At 62.0% G+C, this 19395-nt stretch carries 16 protein-coding genes; 5 read left to right on the forward strand and 11 right to left on the reverse strand.

Annotated features, from left to right (window positions below):
* The first annotated feature begins 10 nt into the window (after positions 1-10).
* From K7H91_RS01045 to K7H91_RS01055, 3 genes are all read left to right on the forward strand, one after another.
* A complete protein-coding gene (locus K7H91_RS01045; RefSeq protein ID WP_230718328.1) occupies positions 11-2320 on the forward strand; it encodes a hydantoinase B/oxoprolinase family protein in 2310 nt (769 codons plus the stop codon).
* A 67-nt stretch (positions 2321-2387) separates the two neighbouring features.
* The gene (locus K7H91_RS01050; RefSeq protein ID WP_018067526.1) at positions 2388-2891 is read left to right on the forward strand and encodes an acetone carboxylase subunit gamma; all 504 of its coding nucleotides are present in this window, start codon (positions 2388-2390) and stop codon (positions 2889-2891) included.
* Positions 2892-3069: 178 nt separating this feature from the next.
* The gene (locus K7H91_RS01055) at positions 3070-4107 is read left to right on the forward strand and encodes a zinc-dependent alcohol dehydrogenase family protein (RefSeq protein WP_230718329.1); all 1038 of its coding nucleotides are present in this window, start codon (positions 3070-3072) and stop codon (positions 4105-4107) included.
* Between the two features lie 61 nt (positions 4108-4168).
* On the opposite strand, the gene K7H91_RS01060 is transcribed toward K7H91_RS01055, so the two are convergent.
* From K7H91_RS01060 to K7H91_RS01085, 6 genes are all read right to left on the reverse strand, one after another.
* Complete coding sequence (locus K7H91_RS01060) at positions 4169-5290, reverse strand: class II histone deacetylase (RefSeq protein ID WP_230718330.1); 1122 nt, start codon at positions 5288-5290, stop codon at positions 4169-4171.
* Positions 5291-5411: 121 nt separating this feature from the next.
* Positions 5412-6920, reverse strand: a complete 1509-nt coding sequence (locus K7H91_RS01065) for an aldehyde dehydrogenase family protein (RefSeq protein ID WP_230718331.1) — start codon at positions 6918-6920, stop codon at positions 5412-5414.
* Between the two features lie 101 nt (positions 6921-7021).
* A complete protein-coding gene (locus tag K7H91_RS01070; RefSeq protein ID WP_230718332.1) occupies positions 7022-8317 on the reverse strand; it encodes an NAD(P)/FAD-dependent oxidoreductase in 1296 nt (431 codons plus the stop codon).
* Between the two features lie 60 nt (positions 8318-8377).
* Positions 8378-8800: a Rid family hydrolase gene (locus K7H91_RS01075; RefSeq protein ID WP_230718333.1), complete on the reverse strand. Its 423-nt coding sequence runs from the start codon at positions 8798-8800 to the stop codon at positions 8378-8380.
* An 80-nt stretch (positions 8801-8880) separates the two neighbouring features.
* Positions 8881-10020, reverse strand: a complete 1140-nt coding sequence (locus K7H91_RS01080) for a tyramine oxidase subunit B (protein WP_230718334.1) — start codon at positions 10018-10020, stop codon at positions 8881-8883.
* 116 nt (positions 10021-10136) lie between these two features.
* Complete coding sequence (locus K7H91_RS01085) at positions 10137-11579, reverse strand: APC family permease (protein WP_230718335.1); 1443 nt, start codon at positions 11577-11579, stop codon at positions 10137-10139.
* A 116-nt stretch (positions 11580-11695) separates the two neighbouring features.
* Between K7H91_RS01085 and K7H91_RS01090 the strand changes: the two genes are divergently transcribed.
* Complete coding sequence (locus K7H91_RS01090; RefSeq protein ID WP_230718336.1) at positions 11696-12748, forward strand: AraC family transcriptional regulator; 1053 nt, start codon at positions 11696-11698, stop codon at positions 12746-12748.
* Positions 12749-12812: 64 nt separating this feature from the next.
* Here the strand turns inward: K7H91_RS01090 and K7H91_RS01095 are convergent, their stop codons facing one another.
* The 5 genes from K7H91_RS01095 to K7H91_RS01115 form a co-directional block, all read right to left on the reverse strand.
* Positions 12813-13880 carry a hypothetical protein gene (locus K7H91_RS01095; RefSeq protein ID WP_230718337.1) on the reverse strand — a complete coding sequence of 356 codons (1068 nt, stop codon included), beginning with the start codon at positions 13878-13880 and terminating at the stop codon, positions 12813-12815.
* Positions 13881-14056: 176 nt separating this feature from the next.
* Positions 14057-14506 carry a tripartite tricarboxylate transporter TctB family protein gene (locus K7H91_RS01100; protein ID WP_230718338.1) on the reverse strand — a complete coding sequence of 150 codons (450 nt, stop codon included), beginning with the start codon at positions 14504-14506 and terminating at the stop codon, positions 14057-14059.
* The gene (locus K7H91_RS01105; RefSeq protein WP_230718339.1) at positions 14499-16004 is read right to left on the reverse strand and encodes a tripartite tricarboxylate transporter permease; all 1506 of its coding nucleotides are present in this window, start codon (positions 16002-16004) and stop codon (positions 14499-14501) included. The genes K7H91_RS01100 and K7H91_RS01105 overlap by 8 nt, the downstream gene beginning before the upstream one ends.
* Before the next feature lie 30 nt (positions 16005-16034).
* Positions 16035-16334 carry a UxaA family hydrolase gene (locus K7H91_RS01110; protein ID WP_230718340.1) on the reverse strand — a complete coding sequence of 100 codons (300 nt, stop codon included), beginning with the start codon at positions 16332-16334 and terminating at the stop codon, positions 16035-16037.
* The gene (locus tag K7H91_RS01115; RefSeq protein WP_230718341.1) at positions 16331-17497 is read right to left on the reverse strand and encodes a UxaA family hydrolase; all 1167 of its coding nucleotides are present in this window, start codon (positions 17495-17497) and stop codon (positions 16331-16333) included. Before K7H91_RS01115 ends, K7H91_RS01110 begins: the two co-directional genes overlap by 4 nt.
* 623 nt (positions 17498-18120) lie before the next feature.
* Between K7H91_RS01115 and K7H91_RS01120 the strand changes: the two genes are divergently transcribed.
* Positions 18121-19080 carry a LysR family transcriptional regulator gene (locus K7H91_RS01120; RefSeq protein ID WP_230718342.1) on the forward strand — a complete coding sequence of 320 codons (960 nt, stop codon included), beginning with the start codon at positions 18121-18123 and terminating at the stop codon, positions 19078-19080.
* Positions 19081-19395: the final 315 nt, after the last annotated feature.

The following is a 19395-nucleotide window of genomic DNA, read 5'->3' on the forward strand; positions in this document are numbered from 1 at the left end:
GAGAAATACGATGAATATGCAAACCAAAGTCAAAGGGATCGTGCGTGGCGGCCAGACGCTCAAGCAGCACCGCGACGAGATCATGACCAGGACAAAACAGACGGGCCATTATGCCGGTCTGACGGAACGGACCCTGCACAAGGAAAGCCCGATCCTCTACAACAAGCTGTTCTCGCGCCTGCGGGCCGGCGTCGTGGATGCGCGCGAAACCGCGAAGAAGATCGCGGCGAGCCCGATCGTCGAGCAGGAGGGCGAGCTGTGCTTCACCCTCTACAATGCGGCGGGCGACGCCATCCTGACCTCGACTGGCATCATCATCCATGTCGGCACCATGGGCGCGGCGATCAAATACATGATCGAGAACGACTGGGAGGGTAACCCGGGGATCAATGACAAGGATATCTTCTGCAACAATGATTCCCTGATCGGGAACGTGCATCCCTGCGATATCCATACCATCGTCCCGATCTTCCATGAGGGCTCGCTGATCGGCTGGGTCGGCGGCGTCACCCACGTCATCGATACCGGCTCCGTGGGGCCGGGTTCGATGTCCACGGGACAGATCCAGCGCTTCGGTGACGGCTACTCCATCACCTGCCGCAAGATCGGCGAGAACGACGAACTGAAGCGTGACTGGCTGCATGAAAGCCAGCGCGCGGTGCGCACCACCCGCTACTGGATGCTGGACGAGCGCACCCGCGTCGCCGGCTGCCACATGATCCGCAAGCTGGTCGAGGAGGTGATTGCCGAAGAAGGCATCGATGCCTACTGGAAGTTCGCCTATGAATCGGTCGAGCATGGCCGGGTCGGGCTGCAGAACCGCATCAAGGCGATGACCATTCCAGGCGTTTACCGTCAGGTCGGTTTCGTCGACGTTCCCTACGACCACGAAGATGTGCGCGTGCCGTCGGACTTCGCCAAGGTCGACACCATCATGCACACGCCGTCGGAAATGACGATCCGGCCGGATGGCACGTGGCGTCTGGATTTCGAGGGATCGAGCCGCTGGGGCTGGCACACCTATAATGCGCATTCCGTCAGCTTCACCTCCGGCATCTGGGTGATGATGACCCAGACGCTGATCCCGACCGAGATGATCAATGACGGGGCCGCCTACGGCACGGAATTCCGCCTGCCAAAGGGCACCTGGATGAACCCGGACGACCGGCGCGTGGCGTTTTCCTATAGCTGGCACTTCCTTGTCAGTTCATGGACGGCGCTGTGGCGCGGCCTGTCGCGATCCTATTTCGGACGCGGCTATCTGGAAGAGGTCAATGCCGGCAATGCCAACACCTCGAACTGGCTGCAGGGCGGCGGGTTCAACCAGTATGACGAAATCCATGCGGTGAACTCGTTCGAATGCGCGGCCAACGGGGTGGGCGCCTCGGCTATTGCCGACGGCATCAGCCATGCCGCCGCGATCTGGAACCCGGAAGGCGACATGGGCGATATGGAGATATGGGAACTGGCGGAGCCGCTGGTCTATCTCGGACGCCAGATCAAGGCGTCGTCGGGCGGCGCGGGCAAATATCGCGGCGGCTGCGGCTTTGAATCGCTGCGCATGGTCTGGAATGCCAAGGACTGGACGATGTTCTTCATGGGCAACGGTCATATCAGCTCCGACTGGGGGCTGATGGGCGGCTATCCGGCGGCGTCCGGCTATCGCTTCGCGGCCCATGATACCGGGCTGAAGGAGAAGATCGCCAATGGCGACCCGATCCCCTTCGGCGGCGATACCGACCCGGAACACCCGACCTATGACGCGCTCGTCAATCCCGACGGCATCAAGCGCGACAAGCAGGCGATCACCACCGAGGAGATGTTCAAGGATTACGATCTCTACCTCAACTACATGCGCGGCGGGCCGGGCTTCGGCGATCCGCTGGATCGCGAGCCGCAGTCCGTGGCCACCGATGTCAATGGCGGCTACCTGCTCGAGCGTTTCGCCGAAACGGTCTATGGCGTCGTGCTGAAGAAGGGGGATGACGGGTTGTTTACCGCCGATGAGGCGGGCTCTGAAGCCTTGCGCGCGAAGATCCGCAAGGACCGCCTCGCCAATGCCCAGCCGACCCGCGAATGGATGGCGAAGGAGCGCAAGCGCATTCTCGCCAAGGATGCCGGCACCCATGTGCAGCAGATGTTCGCGGCGAGCTTCAAGCTTGGCCCGACATGGGAGCAGGGCTTCCGCAAGTTTTGGGATCTTCCCGACGATTGGCAGCTGAAGGAGGCGGATCTCCCGATCCCGTCCTATGGCCGCGAATACTCGATGGATATTTCCGAACTGCCGGATGTGAAGACGGTCCAGTTCGTCGAGGAGTGATCCCTCAGGGCGCCGCGCAACACCCCGCCTTTATCCGCGGCGCCCCTTTTTATTCAGGAGAAAGACAATGGCTTACACCAAGGCAAAGATCAAAGACCTCGTCGATGGCAAGATCGACCGCGATACGCTGCAGACGATGCTCTCGACGCCCAAGGATGCCGACCGCTTCGTCAAATATATCGAAATCCTGCAGGAGCAGGTTCCATGGGACGATAAGATCATCCTGCCGCTGGGCCCGAAACTCTATATCGTGCAGCGACCCTCGGACAAGAAATGGGTGGTCAAATCCCAGGCCGGTCACGAATTCTGCGACTGGCGCGAGAACTGGAAGCTGCATGCCGTGATGCGCGTGCGCGAAACGGCCGCTGAGATGGAGGAACTCTATCCGAAGCTGATGGCGCCCACGTCCGACTGGCAGGTGATCCGGGAATATTACTGCCCGAAATCCGGCGACCTGCTGGATGTCGAGGCGCCGACGCCCTGGTATCCGGTGATCCATGATTTCGAGCCGGATATCGATGCCTTCTACACCGAGTGGCTGGGGCTTGAGGTGCCGGAGCGCGCTGCCTGACCGACGAGGTTGCAAACCAATAAACAAGCACGCCGCGCGTCAGCCTCCGCGCGGCGTTTTGTCGCTTGCACTATCCGGAACTGTCCGAAATTCGGACATGTCCAGCCCGCTTTCGGAGAGTAGACTCCCGTTCGAGGGTTGCTTCGCAACCGTTTAGAAAAATAAGGGAGGCATTCCGATGAAAGCACTCGTCTATAACGGACCTGGACAGAAGGACTGGGTCGAAAAGGAAAAACCCGGCATCCAGAAGCCCACCGACGTCATCGTCAAGATCACCAAAACGACCATTTGCGGCACCGATCTTCACATCCTCAAGGGCGATGTGCCGGCGGTGACGCCGGGCCGCACGCTCGGACATGAGGGCGTCGGCATTGTCGAGGAAGTCGGCAATGCCGTGGTCAACTTCAAGCCCGGCGACCCGGTGCTGATTTCCTGCGTGACCTCCTGCGGCAAATGCGCCAACTGCAAGCGCCAGCTCTACGCCCATTGCTCCGATGGCGGCTGGATTCTGGGGCACCTGATCGATGGCACCCAGGCCGAATATGTGCGCATTCCCCATGGCGACAACTCGCTCTACCCGATCCCCGAGGGCGCCGACGAGGAAGCACTAGTCATGCTCTCCGACATCATGCCGACCGGCCTTGAGATCGGTGTCCAGTATGGCCGCGTAAAACCGGGCGATACGATCGCGATCGTCGGCGCAGGGCCTGTGGGCATGTCGGTTCTCTTGACGGCGCAGTTCTATTCGCCGGGGCGGATCATCATGGTCGACATGGACCTGGCCCGTCTTGAACTGGCGAAACAGTTCGGCGCGACGGATACCGTTCAGGTCGGCTCCGAGGATGCGGTCGAGAAAATCATGGCGATGACCGACGGAAATGGCGTCGATGTCGCGATCGAGGCGGTCGGCGTGCCGGCAACCTTCGACATCTGCCAGAAGATCGTGTCGGCCGGCGGCAATGTCGCCAATGTCGGCGTCCATGGCACGCCGGTGGAATTGCATATCGAGGAATTGTGGATCAAGAACATCAATATCTCGATGGGGCTGGTCAGCACCAACACCACGCCGATGCTGCTCAAGACGCTGGGTGCCGGCAAGGTCGATCCGGGCAGGCTGGTAACCCACCGCTTCGCGCTCGACAAGATCATCGACGCCTATGAGGTGTTCGGCAATGCCGCCCGCGAAAAGGCGATGAAGGTCATCCTCAACGCCTGACCCTCCCCGCCCGGACGCCGGAAACGGTGTCCGGGCGGGAAGAGCCGCCGCGCATCGGATTTCAATCCCGCCAGCCGTGATGCTGCCTCAGGGCGGCGATATGGGCGGCGTTGAACGCCGCTCCCGGCTGCTGGGCATCCACGATCCCCATGAAGGGGTCTTCCACCGGGTCGCTGACGCCCGCAAGCCCAGCCATCACAGCGTGGGCGCAGAACGGCACATAGGCATCCGAATAGCCGCCTTCCTGAACGACGGCCAGCCGACCCTCGCACACCGTATTCGACAGCTTCGAAACCGCTTCGGTCATCGCCGCGAAACTGCCGGCGTGAAGCAGCATGCGCGCCAGCGGGTCGACGGCATTGGCATCGAGCCCGTTGACGACAATGATCATGTCGGGCGCAAACTCTGCGACCGCGGGCAGCACGATATGCTCAAGCGCGGCCATGTAGACCGCGTGACCGCTGCCTGGCCAGAGCGGAACGTTGAGATTGAAGCCCTCGCCGGCCCCTGTCCCGCGTGAATCGGCGCCGCCGGACCGGCCGGGCGGGAAGCAGCTTTCCTGATGCATCGAGACCGTCAGCACCGACGGGTCGTCATAAAAACACGCCTCGGTTCCGTTGCCATGGTGAACGTCCCAGTCGATCACGGCGATCCGCTTGCGCCCCTTCGCCTGCGCCGCTCTGACGGCGACCGCCACATTGGCAAGCAGACAGAAACCCATCGGCGTGTCGGGCAGGCAATGATGGCCGGATGGCCGAGTGATGGCATAGGCCCGGCGGCGCTCGCCGACGGCAACGTCGGTGACGGCGGCAAGCGCCTGCCCGGCGGACAGAAGCGCGATCTCGTAACTGCCGGCCGCGAACGGAGCCGTCGGATGCAGCGCCCCGCCGCCGGCATCGCTGACCTCCTTCAGCCGATCGAGATAGGAGGCCGGATGGATCGTCAGAAGCGCCTCGCGCGCGGCTTCGGGCGCGACCTTGCGATCATAGGCATTAAACAGGCCCGATACGGCTGCCAACGAGACCGTCCGGCTTTTCGGCTCGGGCGAATCGGCGTGGCCGCCGGACGCCGGGGGCTGCACCCAGCCGCCGACCGGCACGACCAGTGCCGATTGACCGGCGGAAAACCACAATGTCTGCTCGTGAAAGTAAAACGCTGGCCGCGTTGCCGTCGCTGCTGTCATATTGGTTGCTCCTTTGCTTTCAAACGCTCCGGGAAGGCGCGTGCCCGGAGCAATGGTCAGGTTCTGCCGGTCGCGGACCGGGTTGATGAAGGCAGCGGCCCTTTAGAGCGCCCGGAGCAGACTATCTGTAGGCTACGCAGACCGACTTGGTTTCGAGGTAGTTGTCGAGCGCACCACGCCCGTGTTCGCGGCCGATGCCGGACTGTTTGATGCCGCCGAAGGGCATGTTCTGATCCGGGATGTTGTGGCTGTTGACCCACACCGTGCCGGCCTCGATCTTCGGCACGTAGCGCATCACCTTGTTGAGATCGTTGGTCCACAGCGATGCGCCGAGCCCATAGCGGCTGTCATTGGCCATGGCGATCGCCTCATCCGGCTCGTCAAACGGCGTCATCGTGATCACCGGCCCGAACACCTCGTCCTGCATCAGCGCCATGTCCTGACGGACATCGGTGAACAGTTCCGGCGCGACGAAAAAGCCTTCCGCCGGCGCCTCGGCGCCGATAACGGGCTTTGCCCCATCTTCCAGACCGCGGGCAATGCAGGCCTTCACATGGGCCTGATGGCGAGCTGAAACGACCGGGTTGATCTGATTGTGCGGATCGAGGCCAGAGCCGATGGCGAGGCTGCGCGTCACATTCGCGATCACCTCCAGCGCCTTTTCGTAAATGCCCTTCTGCGCATAGATGCGCACGCCCGCGCAGCAGGTCTGACCCGTGTTGAAGAAGCTTCCGATGCCGGCGGCAGCCCCCAGGAGATCAAGATCCATATCGTCGAACATGATCATCGGCGCCTTGCCGCCGAGTTCCAGCGTCACCCGCTTCATGTCCTTCATCGCCTGAATGCCGATCAGCTTGCCGGTCTCGGTCGATCCGGTGAAGCCGATCTTGGCGACGCCGGGATGGGCGACGAGCGCCGCGCCGGCGGTCTCGCCCATTCCGGTCACGACATTGACGACGCCCTCGGGAAACCCCGCCTCAAGGCAGAGCTCGGCAAGCCTGATGGAGGTGAGCGGGGTTTCCTCGGCGGGCTTCAGAACAACCGTGCAGCCGGCGGCAAGCGCGGGCGCGATCTTCCAGCTTGCCATGTTCAGGGGAAAGTTCCACGGCGTGATTGCGGCAACGACACCTACCGGTTCCTTACGGGTATAGGCCTGATAGCGCATGCCCGGCGGGATCGCGATCGATACGTCGAGCGTCGAGCCTTCGATCTTGGTCGCCCAGCCGGCCATGTAGCGGAAATATTCCGCCGAGGACTGCACCTCGACAAGGCGCGACAGCATGATCGACTTGCCCTGGTTCAGCGTTTCGAGCTGGGCAAGTTCCTCGCCGTTTTCCTCGATCAGGTCCGCAAGTTTCAGCAAGAGGCCCTGCCGATGAACGGGCAGCATTTTCGACCACGGGCCTTCGAGCGCGGCCTGCGCCGCCTTGACCGCGCGATCGACATCGCCATCGCCGCAGGCCGGAACCGCGGCCAGAACGTCGCCGGTCGCCGGATTGTAGACGGGATAGGTTTCGCCGCTTTCGGCGGGTTCGGATCTGCCGGCGATCAACGCCTTTGGCGCCGCCAGGAAATCCGTGACAATAGCCGATACGTCCTCGACAATCGTGTCGGGTTGCTCAATTTTCATCTGTTCGCCTCCTCATTTTGGTAATTTTTCCTGCGAAAACGCACGCGAATTTCGCTGTTACGAAGTCTGAAGTTCGTTTCGTCGCACCTTGCGCCAGATCCTCACGAGAAACGCTCCAGCCGATAGGGCGCGGGATCGACGATCGGCGGCGCGTTCATCACCAGATCGGCGGCAAGCGCGCCCGCCGCCGGACCCGTGCCGAAGCCGTGGCCGGAAAAGCCGGTTGCCAGCGTCAGGCCGGGCAGTTTCGGCGCGGCCCCCATGACCGGCAGCGAATCCGGCGTGATATCCATCATCCCGGCCCAGACCTCGGCAATGACGGCGTTGGAAAAAGCAGGCCACGCGGCCGTGATGTTGCGCATCGCCTCGGCATTGATGGCGGCATCGGCATCCGGGTCCATGGTCCTGACTCGCTCGAACGGCGATGGCCCCTTCGCGCCCCAGCGGCGCGGCAGGCGGAGGTCGTTGACGAAGTCCCGGCCAAGCCTGATGCGCAACAGCCCCCGCTGCCCGCGCAGCATCGGCAGATAGCGCAGGCCTATCAGCAGATGATCGAGCATCAAGGGCGCGCCGAGCGCGCCGCGCTGGGTGATGGTGTAGCCGCCGTCATGGCGCTTGCGGAACGAGAAATCCGGTCCGCCGACGGCGATTTCCGTCGGCCCGTCCATCGGCTCCGTGCGGATCACGGACGAGATCAGCGGCAGTGTCGGTAGCGAAATGCCGAGATTGCCGAGAAACTTCCGCGACCACAGCCCGCCCGCGAGCAGCACTTCCTCGCAGCGGATTTCCCCGCGTTCGGTCGCGACGCCGGAGACCCGACCGCCGGCGGTCGCAAGCGTACGAACGGCGCAGTTCTCCACGATCACCGCGCCCTTTGCGATCGCCGCATTGGCGATGGCCGAGGGGGCCAGCGTCGGTTCCGCGCGCCCGTCAGACGGAGTGTATATCCCGCCCGCCCAGTTTTCCCTGCCGCCCGGCACCAGATCGCCGATCGCGCGATTGCTCAACGGCCTTGAATCGAGCGGCAGTTGCTCGACGGTTTTCAGCCATTGCCGGTGCATGTCCATCTCCGCCTCGGTGCGGGCGAGATACATGATGCCGGTCTGGCGATAGCCGACATCGACGCCGATGCGCTCCGGCATTTCTGCCCAGAGCCGGTCCGCCGCAAGCGACATCGGCACGTCCGGGGCCGCGCGCCCCATCTTGCGCACCCAGCCGAGATTGCGCGACGACTGTTCCGCGCCGACGCGCCCCTTTTCCAGCACCACGACGGGAACGCCGCGTTCGGCAAGCGTCAGCGCAGCGCTCAGGCCCACAATCCCCGCGCCGATGATCACGACAGAGGTTTTGGCGGGAAATGTTTCGGCTGTGTTCACTGGCGGCAATGCGGGAGCCATGATGGTCACCTGAAGGAATTGAAAGACAGGTATGATGCGCGGCGACCGCGCATCGTCGGATCAGAGCGAAACCTGCTTGCGCTCGGTTTCGGCCGCGCCCGCGCCGCGATAGGCGGTCACCTCGATTTCGACCTTGTAGACGGTCGAACCGAGCGGCGGGCACGTGACTGTGCTGGCGGGATCGACGCCACGAAATTTCTCGCCGACAATGGTCATGACCGTCTCCGTGTCGGCCGGGTTCTGGATAAAGACCCGGGAGGCGACGACATCCTCAAGCCCGGAACCGGCGGCCGCCAGCGCCGCGCCGATATTGGCGAAGACCTGTTCGGTCTGCGCCCTGACATCGTCGGAGATCACCTTGGTCTCGGGGTTGCGGCCGGCGGTGTTGGACACGAAGATCCAGTTGTCGAGAGCGACCAGCCGCGAATAGCTGCCATGCTCCTCGAATTTGGAGCCGGTCTTGATTTTCAGAACTTTGGTCATGTGGTTTCCCGTCATTGCGTTTGCCGTCAGAGGGCTTCTGTCTTGGCGGGCGGCAATGGGCCCGCCCGCCATTCCGGCGCTCAGCGCAGAACCGGAACGTCCCAGAGGTTGAGCTTGACGCCGATGCCCTTTTCGATGGCGTTGCGGTAAATCACCGTGCCCCAGGCGACGTCCTCGACGGGCATGCCGCCGACCGACATGATGATGATCTCGTCGTCATTCTGGCGGCCCGGCGCTTCGCCGGCGACGATCTTGCCGATGTCCTCAAGGTCCTCCTTCGCCATCCGCCCCTCGGCGATCATGTCCATGAACTTCACGCCGATGATCGGCACATGGACATGCGCGGGCTTGGGCAGTTCATGGAACCAGGCTTCATAAAGCCCGGTATTGTCGACCACCTTGCGGATGTCGGACTTTTCCATCCCTTCATCCATGTTGCAGAGCGCAGGCATCGACAGAAACGTGCCGGGCCGCACCCATTCGCGCCGGACCATGGGATAGGTGGAGGGATCGCCGACCGCGCCCGAATTGCAGAAGGTGACGATGTCGCTGTCGCGCACCACCGCCTCGATGCTGTCGACCACCTCGACCGTCGTGATCTGCGGATAGGTCTCGCGAACCCAGGACAGGAAGGAATCGAGGCTCTTCTGGCCGCGGCCTTTGACCTTGACGGTATCGATCGACGGACAGGCCGCCATGAAGGCCGAAAGCGAGGTCTTGCCCATCACGCCCGGCCCGAGAATGCCGACGACCTTCGAATCCTTGCGCGCCAGATGGCGGGCGCCGACGCCCGGAACCGCGCCCGTGCGATAGGCCGACAACAGGTTCGCCGACATATGGGCGAGCGGCGCGCCGGTATCCGTGTCGTTCAAGGTGAACATCAGGATGGAGCGCGGCAGGCCCTTTTCGCGATTGGCGATATTGGAGCCGTACCACTTCACGCCCGTGGTGCCGAAACGCCCGCCGAGATAGGCCGGCATCGCCATGAACCTTCGGTCGGCCGTCGGTTTCGGCATGGTGGGAAACGGGGAGTGCTCGGGAAAGGAGATGGCGGCGCCATGGGAATCGCTGTTGGGCCCGGCCATGCGATAGTCGCCATGGTAGAGCAGCGCGAACATTTCTTCCATCGTGTCGACGCAGGCGGGCATGTCGGTGACGCCGGCGGCCAGCATGTCCTGTTCCGACAGGTAGATGAAATCGATCCGTGTATCTTCGGTCATTTGGGCACTCTCGATAGGTTGTGACGAAGGGTTCGCGGCAGCCGAGCCGCCGCGTGAAATAATGGTCGTTGGGCAATCGCCCGGTCCCTGAGGGGGGGACCGGACCGATCGCGGTGCTATTCCTCGAAAACCTTGCCGAGCGCCTCATAGCGCGCGGGATCGGACTTGCGGATGCCGAGCGCGAAGAGGACACCGCCAATGCCGGTCAGCACGACGAGATAGGGGAAGGAATTAACGACGATGTTGGACGTTCCGGCCAGAAGCTCCAGATTGGACGTCACCAGAACCAGCGCGCCGATCAGCCCGATGAGCGCGAGCACGGGCGCCACCGCGGTGCGCCAGAGCCCGTGGCCGAGCCTGTTCTTGCGGAAGAACATGATGATCGCGACGCTGACCAGGACCTGAACCCCGAGAATTCCGAGCACCGCCAGCGCCGACATGTAGGAAAACACCACGGCGAACGGATCCTGCCCGGTGATCGCGAAGGCCGCGAGAATGATCGCGGCGATCGCCGATTGCAGGATCCCGGCCACATAGGGCGAACCGTGAATGTGATGCACCTTGCCAAGCACGCTGTGCGCCAGCCCCTCGCGGCCGAGCGCGAAGAAATAGCGGTTCAGCGTGTTGTGGAACGACAGAACGCAGGCAAACAGGCTGGTGATCAGCAGAATGTTCATGGTGAGCGCCGACCAGCCGCCCAGCACATTGGCCGCAGCGTCGAAATAGAAGGTATCGAGCGCGCCGGCCGCGGCCTCCTGAACGTTGGACGGTCCGTAATACTGGGTGATCGCCCAGGTGGAGAAGGCATAGAAGATCGCGATCAGCAAGACCGAGATATAGGTCGCGCGCGGAATGGTCTTTTCCGGATGCTCCGCCTCCTCGCCGAAGATCGCCGTCGCCTCGAAGCCAATGAACGAGCCCACCACGAACACCAGCGTTACGCCGAGCGCGGGTGTGAACACCGTGGCGGGCGCGAAGGAGGAAAAGCTCAAGCCTTCCGGCCCGCCCTGGGCGACGATGCCGACATCGAGCAGCAGCAGTATGATGATCTCCGCCAGCATGCAGACGCCTAGGATCGCGCCGGAGAAAGCGATGTTGCGCTGGCCGGAAAAGTGCACGATGACGAGAAAGGCAAGAGACCAGACCCACCAGGGCAGGTCGAGGCCGAGACCGGCGACCGCGCCCTCGGTGAAAAGCCCGAGCAGCCCGTAAACCGCGATCTGCACGGCGCTGTAGGTCAAAAGCGCCATGAACGCGCCGCCGACGCCGGCCGGCTTACCGATGCCATGGGTGATATAGGTATAAAAGGCCCCCGCCCCGCCGATATGACGGCTCATGGCGGTAAAGCCCATCGAGAAAAGGAGATAGAGCAGGCCTGCGAGAACGAAAGCGCCGGGCACCCCGGCGCCGTTTCCAAAGGCGAAGGCCGGCGGCGTGGCGCCGACGACCGCAGTCAGCGGCGCGGCGGCCGCAACGACGAAGAAGACGATGTGGGCAATGCCCACGGAATTTCTGGCCAGGCGCCCTTCAGGCGTCGGCTCGCTGGATGCGACAGACATATGAACCCCTTTTGGTTTTGATTATTGTTAATGAGAATAGGAGGAGGTTCGCTGAGGCATATTGCAATTTGTGCCGCTAACTTGATAATTTGCGCCAAACAACGCTGCATTGCACCATGAACACCGCCAAGACCAGCACCGCGACGACGCGATCCGTCACCTATATCAGGGTGTCGGCCTTTACGCCGTTGATGGACACGCTGCTGAAGTCGCATGTGTTCCTGCCGCCGCTTCTGGCGCGCCACAGCATCTCGATGCGCGAGCTGAAAGACCCCTACGCCCTGATCCCGCTTCACCGTTATGTCGCCTTTCTCGAGGACGCCGCGGCGGCGGCGGGCGACCCGGCCTTCGCGGCAAGGCTCGGCGCCCATTTCAAGCCCGCCGATATGGGGCCGATGGGCATATTGTTCTCGCTCGCGCCGACGATACGGATCGCGTTCGAACGCATCTCGAAATATGTGAACGCCCTGCAGAGCGCTACGAAATCGGGGCTGGCGGAAGAAGACGGAATGATCGTCTGGCACTATCGGATTTCGGACCGGACGATCTGGCCGCGCAGGCAGGATGCGGAATATTCGCTCGCCGCGTCCTGCCAGCTCGTGCGCAGTTGCTTCAGCACCGGCCTGAACCCGCTGGAAGTGCATTTCGAGCACGAAAGCCCCGAGGATACGGGCCCTCTGGCCCGACTGTTCCGCGCGCCGATCTTTTTTGGCCAAGCCAACAACCGCCTCGTCTATTCCGTGGAAGATGCCGACCGGATCTATCGCAGCGAGGACGCGCAGCTGACCATGATCCTCGAGCACCATCTCAACGATCTGATCGGCGAGGTCGAGGCGCAGGAGGCGTTTTCCGACAAGGTCCGCCTGCTGATCCAGCTCTATATGGGACGACGGCCCGTCACCACGCGCTTCCTGGCCGAGGAGCTCGGCATTTCCGTGCGCAGCCTGCAACGCCAGCTCGGCGCGGAAGGCCTGTCCGTCCGCCAGCTGACGCGCGAACACCGCGCGGAACTGGCCGTCGGCCTTCTGGAACAGTCCGGCACCAGCGTCTCCGATGTCGCCCAGGCGCTCGGCTATGCCGACAGCGCGGTCTTTTCCCGCGCCTTCAAGCAATGGACGGGCAACGCGCCGCGCCAGTCGAAGCGCGCGGCATCCGATCCGAAAGACTGATCCCCTGCAGAAGAACGGCCGTTTGAGCCGGACGCATCTTAAGACGCGTCCGGCGGTGCCTGGTCTATTTGAAATAGACCGGGGCGATTTCCTTGAGAACCTCGACAACATCGGGCGATTTGAAGCCGTCATAAAGGGCATCGAGCATTTTCCGCGTCCCCGCCTCGCCGGTGAACGGCCGCAGAGCTGTCTGCATGTTCGCCACGGCCTTCGCATATTCGGGATCGGCCGCGGCCTTCGCGATGGCATCCTGCCAGGCGGTCACATATTCTTGCGGCGTTCCGGGCGCGAGGACATAGATCATCTGCGCGGCGGCTGCCTGATTGAAGGCCGAAAACAGCTTGTATTTCGGCGTGTCGAGCACCTCGGGCGCATATTCGCGCACCATCGTATCGAAGGTCGGCGCATCGATCGCCGGTTCCGGATCGAACCTGTCTCCATTCGGGATGCCGACCTGGCCGAAGGGCCTGACGGACCCCGCTTCGGCGATGGCCGTGCTCTGGACGGCGTAGTAGTCACCGTTGAGGCTCGTGACGTTCGTTTCTCCCTGTGTAACCGACTGAACCATATTGCCCGCCAGCCTGTAGCCGCCGATGATGTTGACCTTGGCGCCGAAGATATTGGCGAATACGGCGAAGCGGCTGGCGTTCTCGCTGGCCGGAGAGGTTGCGCTGAACAAAAGCGGCTTCGGCGTGTGGGCGAGATCGGTCGGTTTCGACACGTTCATGTCATCGCGTATGAGGACAACGGTGTTGACCGGCTGGCTTCCGGCGATTGCGAGATCGCGCAGATCGAAGTCGAAGTCGTTGACGGTCACCCACCTGACCGGCATCGAATTACACAGGCAGATTTCCATTCCGTCAGGCGGCGAGGAATTGTGCATGTAGATGCCGGCCTGAATACCGGCCGCACCCGGCTTCGGTTCGACAACGACGGTCGGCTGCCCCGGCAGGTATTTCTGGATGAACGGCGCAATCGTGCGAGCGAAAAGATCCGTGGATCCTCCGGCGCCGTAGTTCTGGATAATGCGCAGGGTCTTGCCGGAAAAGTCCACATCCGCGGCCCCCGCAGGGCTCGCCATGGACAAAATGGCAAGGGCGCCTGATACAGCTACAATCAGTTTCAGCTTCATTTTTTCCTCCTCCTTGGGTGCACGAGACTGGTCAATCAGCAACCGGTGCACGCGGTCGCCTTTGGAAAACGGCGCTTACCTCCCTGCCCCGCCTTGCCAAGCATTCCGGTTTAGGCCCGATCGAGGCGAGCAGGCTCCTCTTCCAGCTCGTCGCACCGACCGCCCCCCTCTTTCCGCTAGGAAAAGAGGTACCAGGGCTGCGGAAGCGGAAGGCGCAGCACCCGCTCCACCACGATCACGAGAAAGACCAGCGTTGCCGCCGACGCGATAGCCGCCGTCGTCCACCGCTCGCCATGCGCCAGCATATAGCTGAGAACAAAAAGCGGCGCGGCGACGGGAAAGCCGAATGCGACGGCTCCGGCAAAGAACGCGCAAATCCAGGCCGCGTAACGCAATGTAAGGCCGAAAGGCGGCTTCTCGCCCTCAAACATCGGGGATGAGGCTTCGGACTGCGGCAGCAGCGTATGGGCAATGCCGCACACAAGCATCACCACGCAGTTGAAGATCGGGAAGCTGGCCGCCATCGTGTCCCAGCTCAGCGCCGCGATCAGGGCGACGACCGCCGCCGCGGAAAGCACAACGCCAAACCACCATGAGACATCCCGGTTCCTGACCATGTCACGCATCGGCATCTCCTTCCAGGGTCTGGGCGCGTTCCCTCGCCCGCCGAAGCAGCATCACCAGCAGGAAGGCCAGCATGACCACAAGCGTCGACAGGACGATCGGACGCTGCCACAGCCAGGAGATGCCATAGACCTGAACGGCGATGAAGAAATTCGGCTCCGCGAGTTCCCCGAGCACCATGCCGATCAGAAGCGGCACCCGAGGCCAGTCATAGGCTTTCATGAAAATGCCGAGAGCGCCGAAAACGCCAAACGCGACAAGATCTCCGAATGAATTGCTCGCGAAGGTCGCGCCGATCGCCATGAAGGCGATGATGAGGGGAGCGATGATCGACGCACGGACCTGACAGATCTTGACGATGTATCGCTGCAGGACAAGGCAGAGGATCGCCACCACGATATTGGCGAGGATGACTGTCCAGAGCATCTGGAATGTGAGCGGCAGCTGCTCGTTGAGCATTGCGCTTCCCGGTCGCAAGCCGACGATGAGAAAGACCCCCAGCATGACCGCCATTGAAGCGTTTCCGGGAATGCCGAGGGCCACGGTGGGAATGATGGCGCCTGGCTTCTGGGCGGTTGTGGCGGCCTCCGCCGACAGCACGCCGCGAATGTCGCCCTTGCCGAATTGCGACTTGTCGCGGGCGGATTGTACGGCATGGGAATAACCGAGCCACTCGGCCGCCGATCCGCCAAGCCCCGGAACGACGCCGCAGACGCCGCCTATGATAGAGCAACGCACGACCAGCCAGCCGTGGCGGATCGTATCGCGCAGCCCCGCCATCGCGCCGCCTTCAGCGGAGAAGGAATGGGCGATGGACGAGCGACGGATCATCAGTTCCATCACTTCCGGCACGGCAAAAAGGCCAAGCGCCACGGGAACGATGGGCATGCCGTCCTCGAGATAATAGGTCCCAAGCGTGTAGCGATGGTCGCCCGTGGAACCCGCCACGCCGATACACGAGATCAGCAGCCCGGCTGCCGCCACCATCAATCCGCGCGGAATATTGGGGCCAACCAAAGAGGCTGACATCACAAGGCCCATCATCGCCAGCATGAAGAATTCCGGAGATCCGAAGGAATTGATGATCGGACGGATGATCGGCAGCAGAACCAGAAAAATCGCTGAAAACACGATGGTGCCGACAATCGAAGCGAAGTAGGAGGCCGACAATGCGCGGCCCGCCTCGCCGCGTTTGGCCATTGGATAGCCGTCGAGATAGGTCGCCTGTGCCGCGGATGTACCGGGAATTCCGAGCAGGACCGCCGGAATGGCATCGGTCTGGGTGGTGACGGCATACATGCCGAGCAGGAATGAGAACGCCACCTCGGGCGGCTGCCCGATAGCGAACGGCAGCAGCAGCCCCATGCCGGTGAGGCCGGAAAGCCCCGGAATAAGGCCGAAAAACATGCCCGCTAGGATACCCACGAAGGTCCAGGTCAGGACCTTTATCGTGAGTATCGTAGTGAGGCCGAGAAACAGGGCCCCGAAAATATCCTCCATTCCCGCTTCTCCTCCACGCGGTGACGAAATTCAATTCACGCCATAGCGCGCACTTTTCAGGTTGGTGATGTGCAGATGGCTGCCGGCAGGGACATTTGTCGTGGTTATGCCGATCACCTCTCCCCCCTTGATCACATAGGTTTTGTCCGCGAGTGGTCCGACCGTGAACTTGTGGTAGCGTGGGATGACCTCCCTGATCTCCACGCGGCGCTCGCCATCCGGCGTCGTGATCAGCGCCGTGTCCCCCGGCTCAAGCGGCGTGAGCGCCAGAGCCACGTGGTCATCACTGTGGAGCATCAGGCCCGAATATTGCGTTGCGTTCTCCGTCATAGCGACTCTCCGCATCTGCTGATGGTCTCGGCCCCCTCGGACAGGATCTCGCCGTAGGTGAGCGTTCCCGAAGCGACGTCAACCATGCGCGCCAGCAGCAGTTGCGTCGCCTCGGCGAAACCGAGCGCGCCCGTCAGAATGGCGCTGGCATCGAAATCGATTTGCTCGGTCAGGTTGGCGCAGGTGTCGGCATTGGCCGACAGTTTGATGGTCGGCGCCAGCAGGCTGACGAAATTGTTTCCCGGACCGGTGGTGAACAGGATCATGTGGGCGCCCGCCGCGACGAAGCCGGAGAGGGATTCCGGGCTGTAATAGGGCTGGTCCATCAGCCATACGCCGGCCTCCTTGGGCGCCTCGCCCTGCTGCAGCAGGCCCTGTATCGGCGCCGAACCCGATTTCCTGACGGCGCCGAGCGATTTTTCCTCAAGAGTTGAAAGGCCCATCGCTATGTTGACCGGCCCCGGATTCGTGCCGATCAGGTCAATTCCGGCCGCCTCGGCGCGGTCTATCCGCCGGTTGATCGCATCGCGCAGCGCCTGCATGATTTCCGGCGTTTTCGCGCGCTTTTCCAGAAGATGTTCGGCCCCGAACCATTCCATCGTCTCACCGGCAATGACCCTGCCGCCGGCGCTGGCGATAGCATCGGCGACATGACCAACGAGGGGATTTGACGCAATCCCCGATGTCGTGTCGGACCGTCCGCACTCAACGCCTATGCACAGTTCCGACAGATCGGCCGGACTGCGGCGCGCCGCCGACAATTGCTGGAGTAAACGGGCGCCGGATCTGACGGCGGCATCGGTCAAGCGCAGGCTGTCATGACCAAAGTCATCAAGGACCAGCATTTCAACCGGCCGTCCGGACGCGGCGATCCTGTCGCGAAACCGCCGGCCTTCCGGAAAATTGCAGCTAACCACAAGCACTGCGCCGACATTTGGATGCAGTGCGAATCCTTCCAGCATGCGCAGCCTCAAGCTGGCGTCCTCGGCTATGATGCCGCCCGTATAGGCGGTCGTGATAACCTTGGCCTGTTTCAAAATGCCGCCGATCCGCTGTGCGATGGGTGCTGCCAGCCCCGATATCGAAAGGATCAGCAGGTCATTTCTCAGCCCGATCGAACCATCCGGTCTGCGATAGGCGTCAAATTGGAAATTGTCAGTCATCACAATCAACGATCCTCACTCCGAAAAATATGTTCATTCCCATTCTTGCTTCGGCCGATGGCCCACCGGCCGGACCTCCCGAAAAAGCAACGACATTCTCGTTCTGTCCTGGCGCTTGTCTGCGCCCCGGCAGGTTCTGCCGCCAGGTGGTGTATGAACGACGCCTCATTTCCCGTTTCGGTTGTGCAAACTCCCCGTTACCCCTCTCATTTGTTCGCAATGTGTCCGCCGGAAAGCTCTCCCGATGCGCTGCCGCATTCCCTTTGGAGAGGCCCGCTCAGGCAGGCTGAGACAAAGACCGAGGGCAAACGAGAAAACGCCGGGTTCATGTCTGCGCGACAGCACCCGGAATACGGTGGGAAGAAACCTCGGCGACCACGACCAGCGCGAGAACGGACACCCGCACCTAATCGGCAATACCAGTCACCGGCCTTCTGTTTCTTCCTGCCGGATCCACAACGCCCGCTGCGAAGGCCGTCGGTGGTCTACTGCCAACTTGCCCTGCATCTGCCCTCCCTCCTCTGTGCCGCCCTCCCCGGCGACAAGCTGTGAAGGCCTGAAGATTGACATGATGGAGTGAAAGTGAATAGACGTATATTCCGCTCAAGTGATATGGTTTTGTTATGGAAAGACGTCAACTCAACATTGAGCGCCTTCGCCTTCGCCACCTGAAGCTGCTGGAAATGGTGGAAAGCCATGACTCGCTGCGGGCGATCGCGGAGGTGCTGAACACGAGTCAACCGGCCCTGTCACAATTGGTCCGCGACCTCGAAAACGCCTTTGACGCTTCGCTCATCAACCGTTCGGCGCGCGGTGTGAGCCTGACCGCTGCCGGTCAACTCGCCCTGCAGCGCTGTCGTCAGGCGCTTGCAACCATCGATCATCTGGCCGAGGAACTTCAGATCGGCGAAATTCCGACCTTGCGGATTGGAACGAACCCCGTACTTTTGCATGATGAAGCCTTCCCGACGGCCTTCGCAAACATGTTCGCCGAAGGCGCCACGGTTCGCTACAAGATCAGCTCGGCGCGCGAGAGACTGATGGTTCAGGCCCTGACGGACGGCGAGATTGACTGCTATCTGGGCATTGTGAACTGGGACAGGATGCCGAGCCGCAGCGCGATCGATCTCAGCTACGAATCGCTTGGTCGCACACCGCTGACGGTCATCTGCAATCGTGAGCACCCATTGTTGAACCGTGAACCTCTTTTCGCCGAAGAATTGCTTGAATGGCAGTGGGCGCTGCAACCGGACGGTTCCTATCATCGCAACCTGTTGGAAAACGCCTTCCGCGATATTGATCTGCGGACGCCGAGCCCGGTGGTGGAAGTCTCTTCGGATCCTTTCGCCCTGGTTCAACTCATCGCGCGGACCCAACTGCTGGCGTGTATTCCCGACACGACAATCGCGCGCGCCGGGTCCGACGGCCTTGTGAAACGTTTGTCGGCCTGCGATCTCAACATCGAGGCCAGCAATATTCAATTCGTCACGCTCACCCAAAACCGCAGTTTCGAGCCGCTTAACCAGCTCTACAAGCACCTCAAAGCGTCATTTTCCGGCGATGGCAACGACGCCGCGGACTGACAACGCGAGCCCGACTATCGACACTGCTTTTCACCATGCGTGCAAACCGGCAGCCCCGAGCGAATATCGAGACATCGTATCAGTCGTCTTTCGCCGCCAGAGAACGGAGACCTGCAAATGGCCCGTGTCGCGGGAAAGTCATAGTGATACGTTTTCACTATCGGATGAGAAGATATTACGTCTTTTAATTTTCGCTATCGGGTAGACAATAGGATAAGTCGACGGGAGCACCGGCCCGGGTCATCCGGTCCCCGCCGCGGGAGGAGTTGCGGTGGCAATCTCGGAATTCACGGCAAGGCGCCTGGCGGGCGGTTA

This window comes from Martelella mediterranea (assembly GCF_021021415.1).
GTDB lineage: Bacteria > Pseudomonadota > Alphaproteobacteria > Rhizobiales > Rhizobiaceae > Martelella > Martelella mediterranea_C.